At 67.3% G+C, this 21,912-nt stretch carries 20 protein-coding genes; 11 read left to right on the top strand and 9 right to left on the bottom strand.

The genetic code is table 11. The annotated features are described in order from the left end of the window. Positions 1 to 23: 23 nt before the first annotated feature. Positions 24 to 1,172 carry an RNA-guided endonuclease InsQ/TnpB family protein gene (locus tag ACFXKN_RS27130; RefSeq protein WP_379434066.1) on the bottom strand — a complete coding sequence of 383 codons (1,149 nt, stop codon included), beginning with the start codon at positions 1,170 to 1,172 and terminating at the stop codon, positions 24 to 26. Positions 1,173 to 1,466: 294 nt separating this feature from the next. Between ACFXKN_RS27130 and ACFXKN_RS27125 the strand changes: the two genes are divergently transcribed. From ACFXKN_RS27125 to ACFXKN_RS27100, 6 genes are all read left to right on the top strand, one after another. Continuing rightward, positions 1,467 to 2,252, top strand: coding sequence for a hypothetical protein (locus tag ACFXKN_RS27125; RefSeq protein ID WP_378964344.1), 786 nt, complete (start codon positions 1,467 to 1,469; stop codon positions 2,250 to 2,252). Continuing rightward, positions 2,249 to 3,334, top strand: a complete 1,086-nt coding sequence (locus ACFXKN_RS27120; protein WP_379434065.1) for a hypothetical protein — start codon at positions 2,249 to 2,251, stop codon at positions 3,332 to 3,334. The genes ACFXKN_RS27125 and ACFXKN_RS27120 overlap by 4 nt, the downstream gene beginning before the upstream one ends. Next, positions 3,331 to 4,812 (top strand): hypothetical protein, encoded by a 1,482-nt coding sequence (locus ACFXKN_RS27115; protein ID WP_379434064.1) that lies wholly within the window; start codon positions 3,331 to 3,333, stop codon positions 4,810 to 4,812. Before ACFXKN_RS27120 ends, ACFXKN_RS27115 begins: the two co-directional genes overlap by 4 nt. After that, a complete protein-coding gene (locus ACFXKN_RS27110) occupies positions 4,809 to 6,113 on the top strand; it encodes an AAA domain-containing protein (RefSeq protein ID WP_379434063.1) in 1,305 nt (434 codons plus the stop codon). Before ACFXKN_RS27115 ends, ACFXKN_RS27110 begins: the two co-directional genes overlap by 4 nt. A 195-nt stretch (positions 6,114 to 6,308) precedes the next feature. Next, entirely contained in the window at positions 6,309 to 8,288 is a 1,980-nt protein-coding gene (locus ACFXKN_RS27105) for a nitrate- and nitrite sensing domain-containing protein (RefSeq protein WP_379434062.1), read from the top strand. Next, entirely contained in the window at positions 8,285 to 8,659 is a 375-nt protein-coding gene (locus ACFXKN_RS27100) for a DUF742 domain-containing protein (protein WP_379434061.1), read from the top strand. The genes ACFXKN_RS27105 and ACFXKN_RS27100 overlap by 4 nt, the downstream gene beginning before the upstream one ends. A gap of 16 nt (positions 8,660 to 8,675) precedes the next feature. Here ACFXKN_RS27100 and ACFXKN_RS27095 read toward each other — a convergent pair whose 3' ends face one another. The 4 genes from ACFXKN_RS27095 to ACFXKN_RS27080 all read right to left on the bottom strand — a co-directional run bounded on the left by ACFXKN_RS27095 (position 8,676) and on the right by ACFXKN_RS27080 (position 13,415). Beyond that, positions 8,676 to 10,139: an MFS transporter gene (locus ACFXKN_RS27095; RefSeq protein ID WP_379434060.1), complete on the bottom strand. Its 1,464-nt coding sequence runs from the start codon at positions 10,137 to 10,139 to the stop codon at positions 8,676 to 8,678. Positions 10,140 to 10,271: 132 nt separating this feature from the next. After that, positions 10,272 to 10,739, bottom strand: coding sequence for a MarR family winged helix-turn-helix transcriptional regulator (locus ACFXKN_RS27090; protein ID WP_378964307.1), 468 nt, complete (start codon positions 10,737 to 10,739; stop codon positions 10,272 to 10,274). Between the two features lie 116 nt (positions 10,740 to 10,855). After that, positions 10,856 to 12,811 (bottom strand): GMC family oxidoreductase, encoded by a 1,956-nt coding sequence (locus tag ACFXKN_RS27085; RefSeq protein ID WP_379434059.1) that lies wholly within the window; start codon positions 12,809 to 12,811, stop codon positions 10,856 to 10,858. Positions 12,812 to 12,917: 106 nt separating this feature from the next. Beyond that, entirely contained in the window at positions 12,918 to 13,415 is a 498-nt protein-coding gene (locus tag ACFXKN_RS27080) for a hypothetical protein (RefSeq protein WP_379434058.1), read from the bottom strand. Between the two features lie 138 nt (positions 13,416 to 13,553). On the opposite strand from ACFXKN_RS27080, the gene msrA reads away from it, so the two are divergent. Together msrA and ACFXKN_RS27070 are read left to right on the top strand one after the other, a co-directional pair. Continuing rightward, positions 13,554 to 14,069 (top strand): peptide-methionine (S)-S-oxide reductase MsrA, encoded by a 516-nt coding sequence (gene msrA, locus ACFXKN_RS27075; RefSeq protein WP_379434057.1) that lies wholly within the window; start codon positions 13,554 to 13,556, stop codon positions 14,067 to 14,069. A gap of 109 nt (positions 14,070 to 14,178) precedes the next feature. Continuing rightward, a complete protein-coding gene (locus ACFXKN_RS27070; protein ID WP_379434056.1) occupies positions 14,179 to 15,162 on the top strand; it encodes a hypothetical protein in 984 nt (327 codons plus the stop codon). A 55-nt stretch (positions 15,163 to 15,217) separates the two neighbouring features. On the opposite strand, the gene ACFXKN_RS27065 is transcribed toward ACFXKN_RS27070, so the two are convergent. Continuing rightward, entirely contained in the window at positions 15,218 to 15,466 is a 249-nt protein-coding gene (locus tag ACFXKN_RS27065) for a hypothetical protein (RefSeq protein WP_378964280.1), read from the bottom strand. A gap of 115 nt (positions 15,467 to 15,581) precedes the next feature. Here ACFXKN_RS27065 and ACFXKN_RS27060 point away from each other — a divergent pair, with 115 nt between their 5' ends. Further along, on the top strand, positions 15,582 to 16,616 hold the full coding sequence (locus ACFXKN_RS27060; protein WP_379434055.1) for a hypothetical protein: 1,035 nt from the start codon (positions 15,582 to 15,584) through the stop codon (positions 16,614 to 16,616). Between the two features lie 65 nt (positions 16,617 to 16,681). Here the strand turns inward: ACFXKN_RS27060 and ACFXKN_RS27055 are convergent, their stop codons facing one another. The 3 genes from ACFXKN_RS27055 to ACFXKN_RS27045 form a co-directional block, all read right to left on the bottom strand. Then, complete coding sequence (locus ACFXKN_RS27055) at positions 16,682 to 17,338, bottom strand: nucleotidyltransferase domain-containing protein (RefSeq protein WP_379434054.1); 657 nt, start codon at positions 17,336 to 17,338, stop codon at positions 16,682 to 16,684. 83 nt (positions 17,339 to 17,421) lie between these two features. After that, on the bottom strand, positions 17,422 to 19,098 hold the full coding sequence (locus tag ACFXKN_RS27050; RefSeq protein WP_379434053.1) for a phosphatase PAP2 family protein: 1,677 nt from the start codon (positions 19,096 to 19,098) through the stop codon (positions 17,422 to 17,424). 105 nt (positions 19,099 to 19,203) lie between these two features. Continuing rightward, the gene (locus ACFXKN_RS27045; RefSeq protein ID WP_379434052.1) at positions 19,204 to 19,425 is read right to left on the bottom strand and encodes a hypothetical protein; all 222 of its coding nucleotides are present in this window, start codon (positions 19,423 to 19,425) and stop codon (positions 19,204 to 19,206) included. Positions 19,426 to 19,526: 101 nt separating this feature from the next. Here ACFXKN_RS27045 and gcvT point away from each other — a divergent pair, with 101 nt between their 5' ends. Together gcvT and ACFXKN_RS27035 are read left to right on the top strand one after the other, a co-directional pair. Continuing rightward, positions 19,527 to 20,627, top strand: coding sequence for a glycine cleavage system aminomethyltransferase GcvT (gcvT, locus tag ACFXKN_RS27040; protein ID WP_378964250.1), 1,101 nt, complete (start codon positions 19,527 to 19,529; stop codon positions 20,625 to 20,627). Between the two features lie 54 nt (positions 20,628 to 20,681). Then, a complete protein-coding gene (locus ACFXKN_RS27035) occupies positions 20,682 to 21,779 on the top strand; it encodes a branched-chain amino acid aminotransferase (protein ID WP_379434051.1) in 1,098 nt (365 codons plus the stop codon). Positions 21,780 to 21,912 lie beyond the last annotated feature (133 nt).

The raw sequence follows: 21,912 nt of genomic DNA, 5'->3' as shown, positions 1-21,912 counted from the left end.
GTTTCACAGGGGCTCGCTTCCCGCTAGGCGGAAAGGCTGACAGCCCCTCCGCAGGCGTTTAACCACTCCGCATGTCCTGCGGCGTAGATATTGATCGCGGCGTTGAGGTCGCGGTCATGGACCGCGCCGCATGCCTTGCATTCCCACACTCGGTTCGACAGCGGTTTCGGGCCGTCGCAGACCCCGCATGTCGAGCAGAGTTGGCTCGACGGATAGTACCGGTCGACCTTTCCGAAGACCCGCCCGTACCGGGTTGCCTTCTGCTCCAGCATGCGGGTGAACATGCCCCAACCGGCATCGTGGACCGACTTTGCCAACCTGGTCCGCGCCATTCCTCGGATACACAGATCCTCGACGAACACCGCTTGGTTATCGCGGATGATCATCGTGGATTGTTTGTGCGCCCAATCCCGGCGGGAATCAGCCACGTTGGCGTGTGCCTTCGCAACGCGGACTCGTTGCTTGGCCCGGTTGCTGCTGCCCTTCTGCTTGCGCGACAGGCAGTGTTGCGCCTTGCGGAGCGTCCGTTCGGCTCTTCGAAGGAACCTCGGCGAGGTGATCGCCTTGCCATTCGACAACACCGCGAACGTAGCCAGTCCCAGGTCGATACCCACGGCGCTGTCGGTCGCCGGTAGTGGCGCTGAGTCGACTGCGACCACGAAACTCGCGAAGAACCTGCCTGACGAGTCGCGGATAATCGTGACACTCGATGCCTCCGAGGGCAGGTTGCGAGACCACCGCACCTCCAATTCCCCGACTTTCGCCACGTATAGGCGACGGTTGCTTCGTACCCGGAACCCGTTGCGAGTGAGTCGAATCGATTGGCGGCGGTCTTTGCGGGACCGAAATCGGGGCGCCCCCAGCTTGCGGCCTTTGCGTTTGCCGGACAGCGAATCGAACCAGTTGCGGTACGCCCGACGTGCGTCTTGACATGCCTGCACCAATACCACGGAGGCCACTTCGGCCAGCCACGCGCGTTGAGGGGTCTTCTTTGCTGTGGTGACTACCTGCTTCTGGACATCAGTATCGGAGATGCGGGCCCCTGCCGCGTGCGTGTCTTGCCGCAGCCGCAGAGAATCGTTGAAAACGACACGGGCACAGCCGAATGCCTGGGCCAGCGCGTCTTGCTGGGCCAAGGTCGGATATACGCGGTACTGGTAGCGCAGCTGCACACTCGAACAGTAGCATCAAGCTATAAATCAAATCGTGTCCGCGCTGCTATCGCTGTTGTCGGCGTAACGATTTCGATGTCGGGCCCCTGCGAGCAACGATAGGGACACCGCCTCGCGTGTTCTTGGTGACGGATGGCCCTGATCAACCTCCGGCACGGTGTCTATGGCCTCGTGCGCGTCGGTCCTCGAGCAGCAACCGGCCTGGTCTCAGGCCCACGAACAAGGTCGAGGGGTTCGGTGGCGGATACTGGGAATTACTGGACAATACTGGTAGCTGTGGATACGCTCCGACTCGTGACGGACTCGGCCGAGGAGCTGGAGGTGCGCATCTCCGGTTTGCGGGCCGAGGTGCGACGGGCCGCTGCCGGTGGGGATCGGGCGGGGGCTCGGCAATTGCGCGCGGAATTGCGCCGGGCCGAATTGGCTTGGGATGCGGCGGTTCTCGGGTCGATTCCGGATGAGGCCGCCGAGGCGCCCGGGGTGCCGGTACGTGAACATGTGCATCGCGCGTTGACCTTGCTTTCGGTGCCGTCCTCGCCGAAATTGGTGCTCGCCACACATGACGCGTTCTTTTCCGGCGAGCTGCTGCCCGCCCGGCTGACGAGTCTGCGGCGTGACGAGGAACGTTCCTTCCGGTCGGCGCCGTACGCGCGCCCGTACTACCTGTGCGCCGCGCTCACCACGGATCTGCTCGCGCCCGCCCGCGGGTTGATGGCGGTGAGTTCGTGGCCACTGGAAAGGCGGATGGTCGGTCCGTTGAGTCCGCGGGTGGGGCTGCTGGTTTCGGCTATTCGCTTGGCCGAACATCTTTCGGCGCAGCCTGCGGGGGAAACGGCGGGATTGCGCGTACTGTGGCGGCTCGCCGTGTCGATTCCTGGCATCTCCACCGCCCCGGATGCACTCGACCCGGCGAAGGTGATCGAGGCCGCGCGGCGTGAGCTGGCGGTGCACGAGGACGAGGACGCGCGGCAGCGCCGCGCGGCCGCGCGACGGGCGGCGGATCAGCTGGCGGATCCGGCCGCGCAACTATTCGGTGTTCGGCTCGGCGTAGCCGATCGGCGACGAATCGAGGTGGAATGAGCACTCTCGCAGCACAGTTGGACCAGTTGCGCGGTGAAGCCCCCGCGACCAGGCACAATGCCCGCACCATCGCCGCGCTGACGGCCAATCCAGGATGTGCCCGCCGCGCCCTGCTCGACGCGGCCGCGGTGGACAAAACCGTGATCGCCCAATCGCTCGGATTCCCACCACAATTCGGTCAGTCTCAGTTCGCCATTACCCGCGGTAACGCTTTCGAGGCGATGGTCAAGGCGAACGGTTGCGCGGAATTGCTCGCCTTGTTGCGCGACAAACTGGGCCTCACGATTCCCGAAGTCGCCTACCACGACCTGAATTCGGTGGGGGAGAACACCGGCAACGCGGTGCGCTATCAACGCACCAAGCAATTGTTGAAGAACACGATCGCGGCGGGCGACGGCACCCTGTTCGATCACCCCATGCTGCGGCTCGATATCGCCGGTGCCACCGCCTATCTCGAACCCGACGTGGTGGCCGTGCAATTGGACGGCAAGTTCCATGTGGTGGAGGTCAAGGCCTTCCCGGTCATCGACGGGCAGGCCGATCCGGCCCAGGTGGCGGCGGCCGCGCGACAGTCGGCGGTGTATGTGATCGCCTTGCGCGAGTTGATGGCCGAGATCGGCGAGTCACCGGAGATCGTGTCGCACAATGTGATTCTGGTCTGCGCGAAGGATTTCTCGAATCGGCCAACCGCCGAACTCGTGGATCTACGCAAGCAGCTCGCCGTGGTCTCGCGTCAATTGACCCGGCTCACCGCGATTCCCGATTTGCTCGACCTGTTGCCGCCCGAGGCCACGTTCGCGCCGGGGGAGAACCTCGAGAAGACGATCGCCGCCATTCCGGCTCGCTACGCGCCCGAGTGCATGTCCAGTTGTGAGCTCGCGTTCGCCTGCCGCGACGAGGCCCGCACCTGCGGTTCGGTGGACGCGCTCGGACGCGGGGTATGCGATGTGGTGGGTGGCATCGAGAACATCCACACGGTCCTCGGCCTGGCCGACGGGACACTGGAACCCGGCCCCGAGCACGCCGACATCACCGCGATGCTGCGAACCGCGCATCGGCTGCGGTGGGAGATCGCCGGATGAGCGTGCTGGCGGCCCTGGCCAAGGCCGAGGCCGTGCGGGCGGGCCGTGCGCAGGCGACCGCGGCGGTGCGCCACATCCGGCTCGCCGAGCGGCCGTTGGTCGCGGTCCCGTTGCGGCTGGCGGGGGAGGCGGCGGCGCCGGTGGCGATCATGATCGGCACCTCGCCCGGGGATCAGAACGTGTTGACGGTGCCGCAGCCGCGCGACCGGGTACTGCGATTGCGCTTCATCGAGCAACTGGCTGATGTTGTGCTGCCCTATCTTTCGGCGTTCCTCGTCGACACCGAGGAGCTCACCAGCAAGGCGGGCGAGACCTACACCCGGTGTCTGGACGCTCCGCAGATGTGGACGCCCAATCCCGGCGGCGTGAATTTCCTGAAGCTGCTGGGACGTTCGGTGCGGTTTCACCGCGTCGACGGGGACAACCCGGTGCCGGAGTCGATTCCGCTGCTCGGACGGTGGCTCACCTGGTTCGGTGACCGGGCCGAACATCCCGGTTCGGCGGTGCTACCCGCGATGACGTCGGCGCTGTCGGCGCACTGGGCCTCGGGTCAGTCCACCCTCGAAGACGGCAATCTCGCGGCGCTGCTCGGCTGGATCGATCCGCCACCCGGGTGCACCGGCGCGCAGGCCGCCGCCCTGGCCGAGGACCCACTGCTGTCGCCGCCCGCGGGTCCGGCCACCGACCCCGGATTCGACAACGAAGAACTCGCGCCGTTGATCGCCGCCTACAACGCCGCACCCGACGATTCGGCCAGATCCGTTGCGGCCGAACGGCTCGAGCGCTCCCTGCGTGGCCAGCTCGAACCCACCTGGCAGCTGATGTGGCGGTCGATCGAGCTGCTGAGCGCACTGCCGGAAGGTGCCAGCGTCGAGAACCGGTGGACCGATGATCGCGGTGCGTTCTCCCGCTTCGCCGCCGATGTCGCGGAGGGGATTCCGCAGGCCCGCCGCGATTCCGCCGTCCCCGCGGTGCGCAGGCTGCTGGAGCGTGAACGGGCTTCGGAAGCGTTGCAGGCGCAGTGTGCTTTCGATGATCCGCTGCGCATGCTCGAACATCGCGTGAGTGGCGCCGCTTTCCGTGGCACCGTCGTACACAGTGAGCCGGAGCGCCTCGACCGGTCGGGGTCGCGTCCGAAACTGCGCCCGCACATCCACCTTCGCACCACCGATCCGTTCATCGCGGTGGTCGGTGAAGAGCTGACGTGCGTCGAACGGCCGAAGCAGACCGGGCTGGTCGTCGAAATCGACGGCGACAGCATGGTTCTCGAACTGTCCGGTGGGATGGGACGCAAACTCATCGCCGAACCGGGCAGTGTCCCGGAGGAAGGCGACGACCTCGGTTTCGCCCGCTTCAAACCGACGCCGTTCAACGGGATGCTGAATCTGCCCGCGCGCGAGGAGACTCCGTGGACGCACGGTGGTCCGCCGCCGGAATGGACGCCGCCGACCGACGACGAGGGGGAAGAAATCCAGTGACCACACCGGACGAGGCCGTCGCGGGAATTCTCACCGACCTGCGCGACGAGAGCCATCGCGCGATCGTGGTCGACTCCCCGCCCGGCGCGGGCAAATCCACGCTGGTCGTGCGCGCGGCCCGCCAGCTCGCCGAGGACGGCGATCAGCGGATGATCGTCGCCCAGACCAACGAGCAGGTCGACGACCTCATCGACCGCCTGGCCGTCGCCGACCCCGCGCTGCGGATCGGGCGATTGTCCAGTGCCGCCTACGTCGTGAGCGACCGCGTCGACCGGCACGGCAATGTCCGGGTCGCCAAGCAGCCGGGCGACCTCGAGGATCGAACCATCGTCATCGGCACCGCGGCCAAATGGGCCACCATCACCGAGGGCAGCTGGTCGCACGCGATCATCGACGAGGCGTACCAGATGCGCTCGGACATGTTGTTGCGCATCGCGAATCGGTTCGATCGTGGGCTGTTCGTGGGTGATCCGGGGCAGCTCGACCCGTTCGCGACCGTCGAGACCGCGCGCTGGGCCGGTCTCACCTGGGATCCGACCATGAGTGCCGTCAGCGTGATGCTGGCCAACAACGACAACATCCCCACCCATCGGCTGCCGGTGTCGTGGCGACTGCCCGCCACCGCGGCGCCGGTGGTGTCGAAGGCGTTCTATCCCTTCACCGAATTCCAGTCGGGCACCGGTTTCGGTGACCGGCGCATGGACTTCACGACACGCGGCATGGGCGGTCCGATCGACGCCGTGCTGGAGGAGGCGGCCGAATCCGGCTGGGGCTGGTACGAATTGCCCGCCCGGCACACCCTGCGCACCGACCGTGAAGCGGTGGCCGCGATCGCCGCGATCGCGGCCAGGCTGATCGAACGCGGTGCCACCGCGCACTCCGAATCCGGCAGTCACCCGGTGACCATCGACCGGGTCGCGATCGGCACCGCGCACCGCGACCAGGCCGACGCCATCCGCACCGCCCTGCGCGGTACCTGCGCCGAACCCGTCACCGTAGATACCGCCAACCGTCTGCAGGGCCGCGAATACGACGTAACCCTTGTGCTGCACCCACTTTCGGGGCGCCGCGACGCGAGCGCCTTCCACCTGGAGGCAGGCCGGCTCTGCGTGCTGGCCTCCCGGCACCGCCACGCCTGCATCCTCGTCGGCCGCGCGGGCATCCCGGAACTCCTCGACGCGCACCCCTCCGCCGACCCGGTCCATCTCGGCGTCCCGGTGAAGTTCCCCGACGGCTGGGAGGCGAATCAGGCTGTGCTGAGCCACCTGTCGAGCCATCGCGTCCGCGCGGCGGCGCAATAACGACGCTGGTCGGCCGCGATTTCGCGTCGCTGCGAGTTTGCCTGATACAGCGCATGTTTCGACATTCGGCGACATCACACGCAGGGTCGGGTAGTCGGTTAGTCTCACGGCGAGACACGCGTGGTGGGTGGCCCATTACCGGCATCTGCACGCAGCGGGGCGCCGGGGCGTTCCGGGGAGTGGAAAGAATCAGAATTGAAGATCAGGCGTACCGGTGTTCGTGGCCGGGTCAGTGTGCGTATCCGGTTGCTGGCGATGGTGCTCATCTCGAGCATCATGCTGTTGGTGGTCGGTGGCGGCGGTGCGGTCTATCTGGTGAATTCGGCCAGGGATTCCACCGAATGGGCCGAATTGGCGAGCAGTACCACCGCGCCCGCGATTCTCATGGTGTCGGCGTTCCAGGAAGAGCGCAGATTGTCGCTGTTGCGCCTGGCCGGTGACCTGCCGTCGGCACCAGCGCTGGTCACCGCCAAGCAGCGCTCCGATGAGGCGCTCGCCGCGGTGATCGCGAAAGGTGACGCCGCCCGCGCGCTGAATCCCGACGGTTCCCGCGAGGATATCGAGGGCTATAACAAGCTCTTCGCTATGGTCCCGGTCGTGCGCGACGGCGTCGAAGCCACGCAGATTCCCGCCGAGGAGGTTTTCGCCTTCTACACCGGGGTGATCGGCACGATCATCGCCGCGTCGATGCTGGCCGCCCGGGTCGCGCCGGAGGCGAAAGTCGGTATCGAATTGGGTTATGCCGTGGACCAATTGCGGGCGGCCGAGGCACTTTCGCAAGCCGACACGCTCGGTTCCGTCGCGTTGACCGCCGGCGAGATGAGTAGTGCCGAGGTGATCGAATTCGGCCGCCGGGTCGGCGAATTCCGTGGTGAGGCCGCCTATTCCGCGACGGTGCTGAAAGGCCGCCGCCTGGCCCAGCTTTCGGAGATCACCGCGAGTCCGCAGTGGCAGCAGGTGATCGCGATGCAGGACGCGTTGCTCTTGCGCGGACCGGTATCCGAAAAAGACAGGGAGACAGAACTTCCGATCGATCTGGCGACCTGGCAGGACGCGTCGAGGTACGTCGGCCTCGCGTTGCAGAAACTGTGGGAAGACCAGAGCGGGGACGCCCACGTGATCGCCAGGCAGCAGGGTGAACGCGACACCGACAGCGCGCTGCTCGGCGGTGCGCTGATCGCGTTCGCCGCCGTGGCCGCGTTCCTCATCGCGTTGGTGATGGCGAATCGGTTCATCGCGCGAATGCACCGGCTGCGCCACGACACCCTCGAACTGGCCGATGAGCGGCTGCCCGAGGTGATGCGCCGAGTCGCGGCCGGCGCGAGCGTCGATACCACGACGGAGGCCTCGCAGCTGGACTTCGGTACCGACGAACTCGGTCAGGTCGCCGCGGCGTTCAACCGGGCCCACGTCGCGGCGATGTCGGCCGCCGTCGCCGAAGCGCAGACCAAGGCGGGGATCAGCACGGTCTTCCTCGACATCGCGCACCGCAGCCAGGTGGTGGTGCACCGCCAGCTCGCCCTGCTCGACCGCGCCGAGCGCGACGAGAGCAACGCCGATCAGCTCGATCTGCTGTTCCAGCTCGATCATCTCGCCACCCGCGCCCGGCGCAACGCCGAGAACCTCATCATCCTCGGCGGCGAACAGCCCGGCCGCCGGTGGCGCAACCCGGTCCCACTGCTCGAGCTGGTGCGTGGCGCGATCGCGGAAAGCTTGGACTACACCAGGATCGGGGCCAAGCAGCTGCCCGATGTGCGGATCTCCGGGCATGCCGTCGCCGACGTGATCCACTTGCTCGCCGAGCTGATGGACAACGCGACCGCCTTCTCCCCGCCCGAGACCCAGGTCGTGGTGTCGGGGGGAGTGGTCGGTCGCGGTGTCGCGGTGGAGATCACCGACCAGGGTCTCGGCATGGCGGAGACCGACCTGGCGCAACGCAACGCGATGCTGGCCGATCCGCCCGCTTTCAGCGTCGGCACGCTGGCCGGCACCTCACGGCTCGGGCTGTTCGTCGTCGCCACGCTGGCGGGCAGACACGGCATCTCGGTACGGATGGCGGAATCGGTGTACGGCGGGGTGCGGGTCGTGGTGCTGATCCCGACAGCGCTGGCCGAGGCGAGCGATCCCGAGTCGGCGATCTCCGGCCAGTTCCCCGCCATCTCGCCGCGGCCATGAGCGACGAGCGCGAGCACTGGTACGAGGACGAGGCGGGCCCGCTGGTCCGCCTCTACGCCGTCACCGGCGGGCGTGCCAAGGCCAGGCGCCTCGACCTCGACCTCACCACCCTGCTGGTCGACGCGCGCTCCGGCGCCCGCTCCCGTCTGCTCGCGCCGGAATATGACGCGATCGTCGAGTTGTGCCGCACCCCACTGTCGGTCGCGGAGGTTTCCGCACATCTTCACCTACCTCTGACCTCGACGAAGGTCCTCATCGGCGACCTGATCGACGAGGGTCGACTTCTCGCCCGCGCACCACGGAACGAACTGAGCACCGCCCCGGACGTGAACGTCCTGCGGGCGGTGCTCGCCGGGATCAAACGGTCCTAGGCCGGCCTGGAATTCGTCAGGCTTTCGCCACCGGCACCGGCTGTGTCGACAGTGTCGCGAGTTCGGCATCGAGATCGGTGGGATCGGCGGTCCGGCGCGGAATGGTCATGGCGATACCGGCCGCCACGAGCGCTACCGCGGCACCGATCAGCAAGCCGACATGGAAACCGCTCTCCGAGGGTACGGCATGCCCGGCGAAGTCGGTTGTCATATTGGCCAGCACCACACCGACAACAGCGGCCGACACCGACGTACCGAGCGAGCGCATCAGCGTGTTGATGCTGTTGGCGGAAGCGGTTTCCGACAGCGGCACCGCGCCCATGATCAGGGCGGGCATGGCGCCGTAGGCAAGGCCGACACCGATATTGGTGATGCAGACCATCGTCATCAGACCCCAGGTCGAACCCATCAGCACCGCCGAGGAGCCGTAGCCGATGGCGATGATCAGTGCCCCGACCGCGAGGGTGACCTTGGGTCCGCGCGCGGCCGACAGTTTCGCGCCCGCCGGTGACAACGCCATCATCATCAAGCCACCCGGCGCCATCCACAGGCCCATGCCCAGCATGGTTTGTCCCATGCCGTGGCCGGTGGCCGCGGGCAACTGCATCAGCTGCGGCACGATCAGCGCCTGGCCGTACATGGCGAAGCCGACCAGTACGGATGCGGCATTGGTCAGCAGCACCTGCGGTCGCGCCGTGGTGCGCAGATCAACGAGCGGGTCGGAGGTCCGCAGTTCCCACCATCCCCACGCGGCCAGGGTCACCGCCGAGGCGGCGAACAGCCCGAGCGTCGTGGCGCTGGTCCAGCCCCACCCGGAGCCCTTCGACACCGGCAGGAGCAGGAATACCAGTCCCGCGCCGAGTCCGACCGCACCGACGAAATCGAACCGTCCACCCGCGTCACCGCGCTTCGCCTCGGCCGGAACCAGCGTCGCGATGAGCACCATCACCAGCGCGCTCAGCGCCGCCGCGGCCCAGAACAGGACCCGCCAGCTCGCATATTGCGCGACCGCGGCCGACACCGGCAGCCCCAGCGCACCACCGACGCCGAGCGAGGCACTCATGAGCGCGATCGAGGAACCGAGCCGCTCCGCGGGCAGCACATCGCGCATCAGGCTGATGCCCAAGGGAATCAAGCCGACACCCATGCCCTGGATTCCGCGTCCGATCAGCATGGGCACCAGCGAGGAGGACATGGCCGCGATCGCGGCGCCCACGATCAGAAATCCACCGGAGACCAGCAGCATGCGGTGTTTTCCGTAGAGGTCACCGAGCTTGCCCGCGACCGGGGTGAATACCGCTCCCACGAGCAGCGTCACCGTGATGACCCAGGAGGCGTTGGCGGCGCTGGTGCCGAGTATTGCCGGCAGTTCACCGATGATCGGCACCACCGCCGTCTGCGTAATCGCGGCGACGGTGCCGCCGAACGCGAGGACGCCCACGACCACTCCGGGTCGGGCCGTCTTTTCCGAAATCCCCACGTACCGCTCCTATCGACAAACCAGCAAGTTATGTACAGAGCACAAGGTATGCATACTACAATCTATGTGTATCGTACACATCTCTTGGCGTGCGAACCCGATCGAGCAATCGTGATGTCGGTCGCAGTGCCGCTAGTGATCCGCGGGCATGGTCGCCAGCGGCCGTGGCCAGTACTCTCCTGACCGGCGTTCGATATCGGTGTTGAATCGTCGCAGGTAGCCGACGAATGCGGCGACATCCTCGGCCGCCCAGTCCTCGAGGATCGAATCCAGCGCGTCGACGATCAAGGCCCGTTCGGCATTCAACCGGCGCTCACCCTTGGCCGTGACCCGAAACTTCCGCGCCATCCCGCCCTCGGGATCCGGAATCCGCTCGATCACTCCGGTCCGCATCATGGCGGCGGTCTGCCGATTGAGGGTCGAGGCATCCAAGCCCAGCGCGTCACTGAGCTGCCCGATCGACATCAGGCCACCCATCCGCAGCCGGCTCAGCAAGATATAGGCACTGCGGTCCATGGCGTCGGCACCACGGCGCGACCTCAGGCTGTGGCGGCCGAGAAGCATGGTCTCGAACTCGACCAACTGCGTCGCCTTGTCCATCTCGGCCCTTTCCGCGAATTCTCACCTGCCCGGCCATGGGCGGATCTACCGCATGTGTACCAACCATATTACGTGTCCGCTACACATCGGGGGCACATCACACAGGTCGCCGTGCTCTACCTCAGCTGGGCCGCGAGCCGCTTCGCGTTCATGTAGCCGATGGCTTCGATGGTCACCATCGGGTTGACACCAGGGGCGGTGGGGAAGGTGGAGCCGTCGGCGACCACGATGTTGGCGACGTCCCAGGTGGCGCCGTCGGGGTTGGTCGCCGAGACATCGGCCGAGCCACCCATGCGGGCCGAGCCCATGATGTGCAGGGCGCCCATCGAGCAGCGGCCGGGGCCGTAACCCGCCTTCTTGGCGGCGGCGTCGAATTCGGCGAGCGAGCCGCGGATGCCGGGTTCGAAGGAGACGCCTGCCTGGTGACCGGAGTAGATCCGTTGGGCACCTGCGGCTTCCAGAATGGAGGCGGCACCGACGATACCGGTGTGCAAGTGCGCGGCGTCGTAGTCGGACAGCTGGTATTTCACCACCGGTTCGCCGGACTTGTCGATCGAGACGGTGCCGGGGTCGCGGTCACGGGTGATGATGCCGATGGAGTTCGTGCGAGCGAAATCGAGCATGCCGGCACGATGTTGCGCCGCGCCGCGCCAGCTCATGAAGCCGGTGGCCAGGCCGGGGTGGATCGGGCCGGTCTCGTAGATCACGCCGTAGCCGTTGCCGTCGAGATTCGCGTGGTGCCTGCTGATGCGCGCCTGCAACGCGCCTTCCCAGGGGCGGATCTCGTCTTCGAACACGCCGAAGACCGCCGCGGCCGGATGCAGGCGCAGATGCTGTCCGATGTTCTTGTTGCGCAGCCCGGATCGTCGCAGCAGCGCGGGCGTCTGGATCGCGCCCGCGGCGACCACGACCGCCTTGGCGCGCACCGTGATCTCGACTCCCGTGGCGGTAACCGCCGAAACCGATTCGGCCCGACCGGCTTTCACGGTGATCGCGCGGACATCGGCGTCCACCACCAGGCGCGCACCGTGCTCGGCCGCGTCGGCGAGCCAGGTCTTGGTCGCCGACTGCTTGGCGCCGAGGCGACAGCCGTAACCGCAACGTCCACACTCGATTCCGGCATCGCAGGCCTCGCTGACGTTGCGCGGCAACGTATCCACATCCCAGCCGAGCGCACGTGCGCCGCGTTCGAGAATGCCGTCGCGCGCCGAGAGCGGCGATTTGCGGTCGGTGACGCTGATCCGTTTCTGTACCGCGGCCAGCGCGTCACCGAACTCGTCGGCGGCGAACTGCGGGACACCGGTCTCGGCCCATTCGGCGCGGACTGTGTCGGGTGTCGGCAGCGAGGTGCTCCAGTTGACCACGGTGCCGCCGCCGAGGCAGGTGCCTGCGACGAGGGTGATCTGGCCTTCCGCCGACGCCGCCGGGCCGGGTGCGTACAGGCTGGTCAGGGCGTCGAGTTCGCCGTTGCCGAAATCCTGGTCGTCGTAATAGTTTCCGCGTTCGAGCACGATCACGTCGAGGCCCGCTTCGGCCAGTACCGCGGCCGCGGCGCCACCACCGGCGCCGGAGCCGACCACTACGACATCGCAGTCGAGTGCGGTGGATTCGGTGAACCGCAGTGGCGAAAGCGGCGGTTTCGGGGCGGCCTCGAGACGCCCGACCGGCGCCGGGTAGCCGATCTCCTGCCACAGCGGATTCGTCCCGGTGGGTCCGGGAGTCACGTTGTAGGCGAGCAGTGAGGCCTGCTTGAGCGCCTGGAAGATCGCCCGGGCGGGGGCGAGGCCGGAATCGGCGAGGCGCAGCAGGGCTGCCTCGCGCTGCTCCTGCGAGAGCGTGGAGAACCGGCGCAAGCCGCTGCCGGTGAGCAGGCCGAAGACACGAGAATCCCACAGTCCCAACAGCATTGCCAGCTGCTTCGTTTCGGCTTCGCGGGGATTGCGACCCAGGATGCGGAAGATCGTGTCGACCGCGCCGATCTCGGTCGCGGCGGGCAATCCGAGCCCGTCGCCAGGGACAAACGTATCGCAGATCATGCCCAGCGCGGCCCGCTGTTCGGCTGTCGGTTCCATGACGGAAACCACCCCTCTTCACTCTGGGGTGAGTTGTATCACGGGACATGCGACCGCGCTGGGGGTCAACGGGTTTCGGGCCGGACAATGCAGTCCGGCCCGACCGTCAGTCGGCGGTGAACTGGATCGTTTTGAGCGACGGAGTAGCCAGGTCGACATCGGCCTTGGTGATCGACCGCGCCGCCGAGTCGTTGCGGTATGCGGTGAGCTGGTAGCGCCCGGGTTGCAGACCGCGGAAACTCACCTGGCCGTTGGCGCCGGTGGACAGGTGCCGGTGAATAGTGTCGCCACACGCGTCGATGCCGGTGAGGACGATCTTTCCGCCCGCGATCGGCACGCGGTTCGTCGCGGTGATCAGCACCGCGTCGATCTGGCCCGCCGCCGCCGGGGTAGCCGCGCGGACTCCCCGGTCGTTCTGCCGCGCCTGTCGTACCCCTTCGCAGGGCGCTGCGTCCTGTGCGATCGTGTCGTCGGCGCCGGGGTGCGCCACCGCGCTGCCCACCGCCGCCCCCATCAGAGCTGTTGCCGCCAATCCGATCGCCAAACACTGGGAAATGACAAACCGTGGCATCGCGCCGTCTTCCTCCTGCTTCTCAACGGGCATGAAAGTGCACTCCGACATTGCTGAGGTAACGCTCGGGCGGCAACAATACTGACGGGAATTCCGGCGCTGAAACCGGTGTTCCATAGAGACGGTTGTGGCCGATCTGTGCGACCGTTGAGCACTCATGAAGGAGGATGTGTGAGCGACACTCGTAAGGCGATTCTGGCCGGTGGATGCTTCTGGGGCATGCAGGATCTGATCCGTCGGCAGCCCGGCGTGCTGGCCACCAGGGTCGGCTACAGCGGCGGGACCAACGACAATCCGACCTACCGCAATCACCCGGGCCACGCCGAGGCCGTCGAGATCGAATACGACCCCGCGCGGACCGACTATCGCGCGTTGCTCGAGTTCCTGTTCCAGATTCACGATCCGACCACCAAGGATCGCCAGGGCAACGATCTCGGTGACAGCTACCGTTCCGCGATCTTCTATCTCGACGACGATCAGCGCCGTATCGCGCTCGACACCATCGCCGATGTCGACGCCTCGGGCCTGTGGCCGGGCAAGGTGGTCACCGAGGTGACCCCGGCGAGCGCATTCTGGGACGCCGAGCCCGAGCACCAGGACTACCTGATTCGCTACCCCGACGGCTACACCTGCCATTTTCCTCGCCCCGGCTGGAAACTCCCGAAGCGCGAGAACACCGGCACGTAGCGTTTTCCATATGTCATGATCGGCTGTGTCGGCGTGACCGTGACGTCGGATCGGAGTACTCATATGAGCGGCCACCGGCCGTCTCGAACGATGAGGGGAAGCGATTCGGATGACATATGGACAGCAGCAACCCGGTTACCCCCCGGCGGGACCGACGCTCAGTGTCGGTGACGCCATCGGTTACGGGTGGACGAAATTCAAAGACAACGCGCTCGTGTGGATCGGGATGGTGGTTATCGCCTTCCTGATCCAGGCGGCGATCAACTTCCTGTTCGGGCTCGGAAACTCCGGCGACACCGATATGGACGGCGGTGTCAGTTTCGGGTTCGGGATCTGGCAGATCATCGGCACCATCGTCAGCACCATTGTCGGATATCTGATCTCGGCGGCGTTCGTGCGTGGCGCGCTGCACGAAACCGATGGGAACAAGCCGGGATTCGGGTCGTTCTTCCAGTTCACCAATGTCGGTGCGGTGATTGTAGCCGGCTTGCTGGTCGGTCTGGCGACCGGTATCGGCCTGGTGCTGTGCATTATTCCGGGCCTTGTTGTCGCGTTCTTCACCTGGTGGACAATGCAGTTCGTGATCGACCGCGACCAAGACGGAGTCACCGCGATCAAGTCGAGCTTCTCGGCGATCTCGAGTAACGCGGGGACGCTGCTGCTGCTGGCACTGGCGCTGTTCGGTATCAATATCGTCGGTGCGCTGCTGTGTGGCCTCGGCCTGCTCGTCACCATTCCGTTGACGATCATCGCCTCGACCTATGCGTACCGGGTTGTCACCGGTGGGCCGGTCGCCGGCGCGCCGACGGCTCCTGAGCCGGGATACCCGCAGCAGTACGGCGGGCCCGCAGGTGGATTCGGTGGGCAGCCGGGCTACGGCGGTCCGCAAGGCGGACAGGGTTACGGACCCGGCTACGGCGGGCCCGAAGGTGGACAGGGTTACGGCGGGCCGGGTTACGGCGGACCCGCCGGTGGGCCCGGCTACGGCGGTCCGGGCGCGGGTGGTCCGGGTTCCGGTGGACCCGGGTACCCCGACGGTCCTGATCTGGGCAAGCCCGGTGATCAGGGCTGGGGACCTGAAGGCAACCGCTGAGTAGTTGATCGGCGAGGGGCGTGCGATGTCGTTCATCGCACGCCCCTCGTGCTGTTCACTCGCAGCCGATGCCGTCCCCGTCGCGGTCGAGGCCGTAGTCATCGGGGCCGATCACCGTCACCCGGCCGGTGTAGACGGGCCCGTTGCCGCTGCCGCCTTCGCAGTCGACATCACTGACGATGGGCAGGCACGGGGTGTAGGAGTCGTGGCAGTTCGAGGGCTGCGCTCCTGCCACGGTCGGCGTGGCGATCGCGAACGCGAAGGCCGCGATGGCGGCGGACCCGAGGGTTACGACGTATTTCATTGTGCTCCATTCGATCTTCCAGCGGCGCACAGTGTTTCACGAGTGGGTGATTTGTCGGAAATTTGCTTGTCGGTACCTGTCAGTAGTATCGGGGGATCTCGAACAAGGGGGAGTGATGCGGGGGAAATGGCGGGCGTGGTCGTGGTGGGTGCGTGGTGCGGTGATCGCGCTCGTGCTGGTTGTCGTGGTGTCGCTACCGGTCGCGGGGGTGGTCGCGGCGCTGCTGGTGCACAACATCGGCGATCAATCCGAACAGGCGCGGACCAGAGGCAAGGACGCGGTCTGGCTGGGGCATGCCTGGGTGGACGGACGTAAGACCGATGCCGATATCGACGGACTCGTGAAGTTGCTGGCAGGTACCGGAGTGCGGGATCTGTATGTGCACACGGGGCCGTTGGAGCACGACGGGAGTCTGCGCGACGAATTGGCGCCGCGGGCGCAATGGTTCGTCGATGCCGTGCACGCGCGATTACCGGGTATTCGGGTGCAGTCATGGCTGGGCGACATCGTCCAGCCCGAATTCGATGGGCTGGACGTGGAATCGGCGGCCTCGCGCGAGCGGGTGGTTGCGTCGGCACGGCGGGTGCTCGCCTACGGATTCGACGGCGTGCACTATGACCTCGAGCCCATTCGGTCGGGGTCGCCGGGGTTTCTCGCGCTGCTCGACGCTACGCGGGCCGTGACTTCCGCGGCGCGCGTTCCGCTGTCGGTGTCGGCACCGGTCATCGATCCGCTGCCAGGCTTACATTCGGTGGGGTTGACGGTCGCCGACCACGGAAAATGGTGGAGCCAGGCCTATTTCGCGGAGGTGGCGCGTCGATCCGATCAGGTGGCGGTGATGTCGTATGACACGGCGATGCCCACGCGGGCTCTGTACAGCGGGTATGTGGCGCAGCAGACCGAACTGGCCGCCGAGGTGACACCCGATGGCGTCGACCTGCTGATGGGAGCTCCCGCGTTCTGGGCCGACGACCGAGGTCATCACGGAGCCGCCGAGACCGTCGCCGCGGCGGTGCGCGGAATTCGCCTCGGGCTGACCCGGACCGACGTGAGCCGGGCGAACTTCGGTGTGGCGATGTACGTGGATTTCGCTGCCACACCACAGGATTGGGCCGACTATCGAAGAGGTTGGTGTCGGATGACCGACTGAATTCGGATCGCGCCGAGCTACCGGATCGGGCAGGGCCGCAGCCGCCTCGGCGTCGGCGCGCCGAACTATTCTGTGGGGGATGAGCTGATGGCGGGCGCGTAGATCTCGGTCAGCCATGGGTGGTCCGGGTGGAGCTGGGTCAGCCAGGAGTGGAGGCGGGCGAGCCGGTGCTCCGGGAGCAATGCGATGACGCGGTGGAAGTCGCTGTCGTCCTTGGGGCGGTTGGCTTTCGCCTTGAACAGCAGCACAACCTCGGGAATCAGATACGGAATCCCGTTGGGGGTGGTGCGGATGAGTTCGGTGTAGGGGAGGGTGATGGTGGGATCGCGGCGGCAGATCCAGGTGTCGCCGTCGTGCGGCTCGCGGAACACGTCGAGATGGAACGCACCGGTGAAGGGGTCGCGGAGCCAGGTTTGGTGGAGGTCGAGGCGGGTTGCGGCCAGGGGGTAGGGCCAGAGCTGGCCGTCGCCGACGATGTCCCACTCGTATTCGGGGAAAGCGGCCGCGATATGAGGGAAAGCTGTTCGGGGGACGGTGATTTCGATGTCGTCATGGGCACGGGAGATGGCACCGGCGAACAGATCGAGTGCCCAGCCGCCCGCGACGGCCCACGGTGCGGGACAGGTCGCGAGGCGCGCGGCGACCACGCTCGGGGTCCACGGGTCCCAACGACGGGTGGCTTCGGTTGCGGTGATCGGACGTCCACCGTCCGGCGAGCTCATCTCTCCATCCTCGGCACCGGTCGCTCGGGGCGCAAGGTTGTTGTGGGCGATGGTGATCGAGACGAGACGGGTTTGTGAGGAAGTCAGCGGCGGCGGTCGGTGAGCCAGGCCAGAGGTCGGCGGTGGTGGGGGCGTGCGCGGTTTTCCCAGCGAGGGTTGTCCTCGTCGCGGCGGTAGACCGGGATCCGGCCCGCGATGGCGAAGCGGAAAGAGGTTGCGATACCGACTACTTCGCCGTCGGCGGCCACGGCGACGGGGGTTTTCGAGATGACGGTGAGTTCGTGCATCTGGCGTTCGCCGTACACGCGGCTGTGGCCGATGGCGGCGAGCATCAGGGCGATCACGGCGCGGGTGCGCGAGAAACGGACGTCGGCGCGGAGCCAGCGGACGTCTAGGAGGCCCTCGTCGAGGCGGGAGCGGAAGGCGGGGACGGCACCGTGCGGGTGATAGGGGCCGTTGCCGATGAACAGGAACCACAGGTCGTGCCAGCGGTCGTCGAGGCGGATGTGGATCGGTTCCGCGCGGTGCAGGGTGACGACGAGGGCGGCGGCGAAGGCGGGCCACTTGCCCCAGCGGTCTTCCCACTTCTCGCGCAGGCGCACCAGCTCCGGGTAGGCGCCGATGCTCGCGGTGTTGATCAAGTGGTGGGTGTGCGGGCCGTCGGAGGTGTCGAATTCGACTGCGGCGATGTCGACTTCGACAGCCTCGCCGGTGCCGGTGGCGTCGGCTACCTCGCGCAGGTCGTAGACGCCGAGGTCGCGGGCGAAGTGATTCAGGGTGCCCGTGGGGATGACGACCAGCGGCAGGTTGTTGCGGACCGCGACAGCCGCCGCGGCGGCGATGGTGCCGTCGCCACCCGCCGCGCCGACCGCGAGGACCGAGGCGCGGTTCCCCGCGTCGGCCGCGTGGTCATCGGTCGGGCGGTCCGAGGTGCGGTTCTCCGGACCAGCCGCGATACCGCGGTCATCGGTCGGGCGGTCGTCGTCGCTTTCCGCCCTGCCGACGGTGGCGTCGACGGCTTCTTGCAGTAGCTCGACGGCGTCGCGGCCGGGTTCGGTGCGCACCAGCGTCGCCGCGGGCAGGGCCTCGGCGATGTCGTCGGTGGGGTCGTAGCTGGAGTCACCCGAGCGCGGGTTCACCAGCAGCAACAGGCCTTTGCCCTCGGCGAGGATCGGGGCGTCGTGCACGACGTGCGCGTCGGCCTCATCGGATTCGCGGATCGGCCACCAGCGGCGGGTAGTGAGCGCCACAGCGGTGCCCACGCTGGCGCCGACCAGCACGTCGGACGGCCAGTGCGCGCCGGTGTGGATGCGGGAATAGGCGACGGCGGCGGCCACCGGCGCCACGGCGAGCGCGGTCCGCGGACTCTCCAGGGCGACGGCCGTCGCGAAGGCCGCGGCATTGGCGCTGTGGCCGGACGGGAAGGACGACGACACCGGCGCGGCGACCAGCCTGCGGCCGAGCGGCATCAGTTCGGCCGGTGGCCGCCGGCGCGGAATCAGCGTCTTGAGCACGAGGTTGACGACGAAGCTGCTGCCACCCAGCGCGATGACGCCGCGCAGCGCCGCCCGTCGTGGGCGACCAGGCTTCACCGCGAGCGCCGCCGCGACCGCCAGCCACAGCCCGCCGGTATTGGCCGAGCGGGTCAACCGCAGTATGCCGCGATCGGCCGCCGATTCCGGGATACGGGACACCGCTCGGCTCATCGTGTCGTCCATCCGGGCGACATGGCCGAACCTGGCGCGGGGCAACTCACTCACAGACAGAACCCTACCGCCGTTGGGCGTCACTATCTTTCGACCCGGACAGAGGCACCGGCGCACCCCCCCGATGGCGGGGTGGCGGTGCCACGTCGAGAGGCCGTATTACTGCACCGGGATCGAGGGTGGGTTGCAGTCCGCGGTGGCCGGTCCACCCGAGAGTGACTCGATGATGCAGCCGAGATTGATCTGTCCGCCCGAACCAGAGGTACCGAGGAGCATGTTGAGCGGATCGGCGCTGCCGGTGTCGGCGTGCGCGCCGGGACTGACCAGGAGCAGGGATGCGGTGGCGAGCAGCGCGGCGGCGCCGAATCTACGTATGTTCATGGACCCGATCCTCGCACCGGCGGCCGATGCGCGAAACCCGGTCGGATCCCCCAATTGCGGGGGCAGGATGAGGTGGCGGTGTCGCCCGATAAACTCTGCCCATGACCGACACCGCGCTGCTAGAGGGCCCCATCCACGCTGTTCATGTCGAGCTCGGAGCCACCTTCGCTCCGTTCGGCGGGTGGGAGATGCCGGTGCAGTACGGCGGCACGGTCGGCGAGCACACCGCGGTCCGCACCACGGTCGGGCTCTTCGATGTGAGCCACCTCGGCAAGGCGACGGTCGCGGGGCCGGGTGCCGCGGCGTTCGTGAACTCGGCGCTGACCAACGACCTGGGCCGGATCCGGCCGGGCAAGGCGCAGTACACGCTGTGCTGTGCCGAAGACGGCGGCGTGATCGACGACCTGATCGCCTACTACGTCACCGACGACGAGGTGTTCCTCGTGCCGAACGCCGCGAACACGGCGGCGGTCGTCGCGGAGCTGCGGAAGGTGGCCCCCGCCGGGATCACCGTGACCGACCAGCACCGCGACTACGCGGTGTTCGCGGTGCAGGGACCCAAGGCCACCGAGGTGCTGACGGCCCTCGGCCTGCCCACCGAGATGGAGTACATGGCCTACGCCGACGCCGAGTGGGAGGGCCGCCCGGTGCGCGTGTGCCGGACCGGCTACACCGGGGAGCACGGCTACGAGCTGCTGCCGAACTGGGCTGACGCGGAGCCGGTGTTCCGTGCGCTGATCGACCGGGTCGAGGCGGCCGGTGGCCAGGCGGCCGGGCTCGGCGCGCGCGACACCCTGCGCACCGAGATGGGCTACCCGCTGCACGGGCACGAACTCTCCCTCGACATCACCCCGAACCAGGCCCGCACCGGTTGGGCCGTCGGCTGGAAGAAGCCGGAATTCTGGGGCAAGGCCGCGCTCGAGCAGGAGAAGGCCGACGGCCCGCGCCGCACGCTGATGGGGCTCAAAGCGCTGGATCGTGGCGTGCTGCGGCAGGGGCAGACCGTGCTGCGCGACGGTGAGCCGGTCGGCGAGACCACCTCGGGGACGTTCTCGCCGTCGCTGAAGGTCGGCATCGCGCTGGCACTGCTCGACACCGACGCGAAGCTGGAACCCGGCGACGAGGTGGAGGTCGACGTGCGCGGACGCAAGCTGCGCGCGACGGTCGTCAAGCCGCCGTTCGTCGACACCAAGACGAAGTAACTCCTCCGTAGTGGGGGCGAGACAGCACCAAATCAGCCCGGATAGGATCGCATCATGACAGTCGCCGCACAGTTCACCCGTATTCCGCACCCCGCGCCCACACCGGCGCAGCAGCGGGAAGAGGTACTGGCGGCCCCCGGTTTCGGACGGTTCTTCACCGATCACATGGTGTCGATCGACTACGCCGACGGCCAGTGGGGCAATGCGCGCGTCGAGCCGTACGGTCCGCTCTCGATGGACCCGGCGACGATGGTGTTCCACTACGGGCAGGCGATCTTCGAAGGGCTCAAGGCCTACCGTCAGCCCGACGGCGAGATCGCGACCTTCCGCATCGATGCCAACGCCGCGCGGTTCCGTCGCTCGGCCGCGCGCATGGCGATGGCGGAGCTGCCCGAGGAGCTGTTCGTCGAATCCGTGCGCCAACTCCTCGACGTCGACGCCGACTGGGTGCCCGCCGCCGGTGGCGAGGACTCGCTGTATCTGCGGCCGTTCATGTTCTCCACCGAGGCGGGCCTGGGTGTGAAGCCTGCTTCGGCGTACAAGTACCTGCTGCTCGCCTCGCCTGCCGGTGCCTACTTCCCGCGTGGTGTGAAGCCGGTGCGGGTGTGGCTGTCGACCGAATACGTGCGTGCGGCCCCCGGCGGTACCGGCGAGGCGAAGGTGGCGGGCAATTACGCCGCGTCGCTGCTCGCGCAGGCGCAGGCTACTGATCAGGGCTGTGACCAGGTGGTCTGGCTGGATGCGTGCGAGCGTCGTTACGTCGAGGAGATGGGCACCAACAATCTGTTCTTCGTGTTCGGTACCGGCTCCGAGGCACGGCTGGTGACGCCTGAGCTGTCAGGTTCGCTGCTGCCCGGTATCACCCGTGATTCGCTGCTCACCTTGGCTGCCGACTCCGGCTATCCGGTGGAGGAGCGCAAGATCTCGGTGGAGGAATGGCGTAAGGGCGCGGAATCCGGTGAGATCAGTGAGGTTTTCGCTTGCGGGACGGCTGCGGTGATCACGCCGGTCGGGTGGGTGAAGTCGGAGGAGGAGGAATTCGCCATCGGGGGTGGGGAACCGGGTGAGGTGACGATGGCGCTGCGCGACACTTTGACCGGAATTCAGCGGGGTACGTTCGCTGATACGCATGGGTGGATGCGGGCGCTGTAGGGGTGGTCGGGGGGACCCGGGGTTTGGTAGTCCCAGACGGTTTGACGCTGTGTTTATTGGCGCGCTGGCGCGCGCGTGTCCGCGGCCCCAAGGGGCCGCCGGTTAGCGCTCGAGACTAGAGCCTTCGGCTCAG

The organism is Nocardia sp. NPDC059195 (assembly GCF_042754695.1).
Classification (GTDB): domain Bacteria; phylum Actinomycetota; class Actinomycetes; order Mycobacteriales; family Mycobacteriaceae; genus Nocardia.
This window is presented reverse-complemented; position numbering and strand designations above follow the sequence as displayed.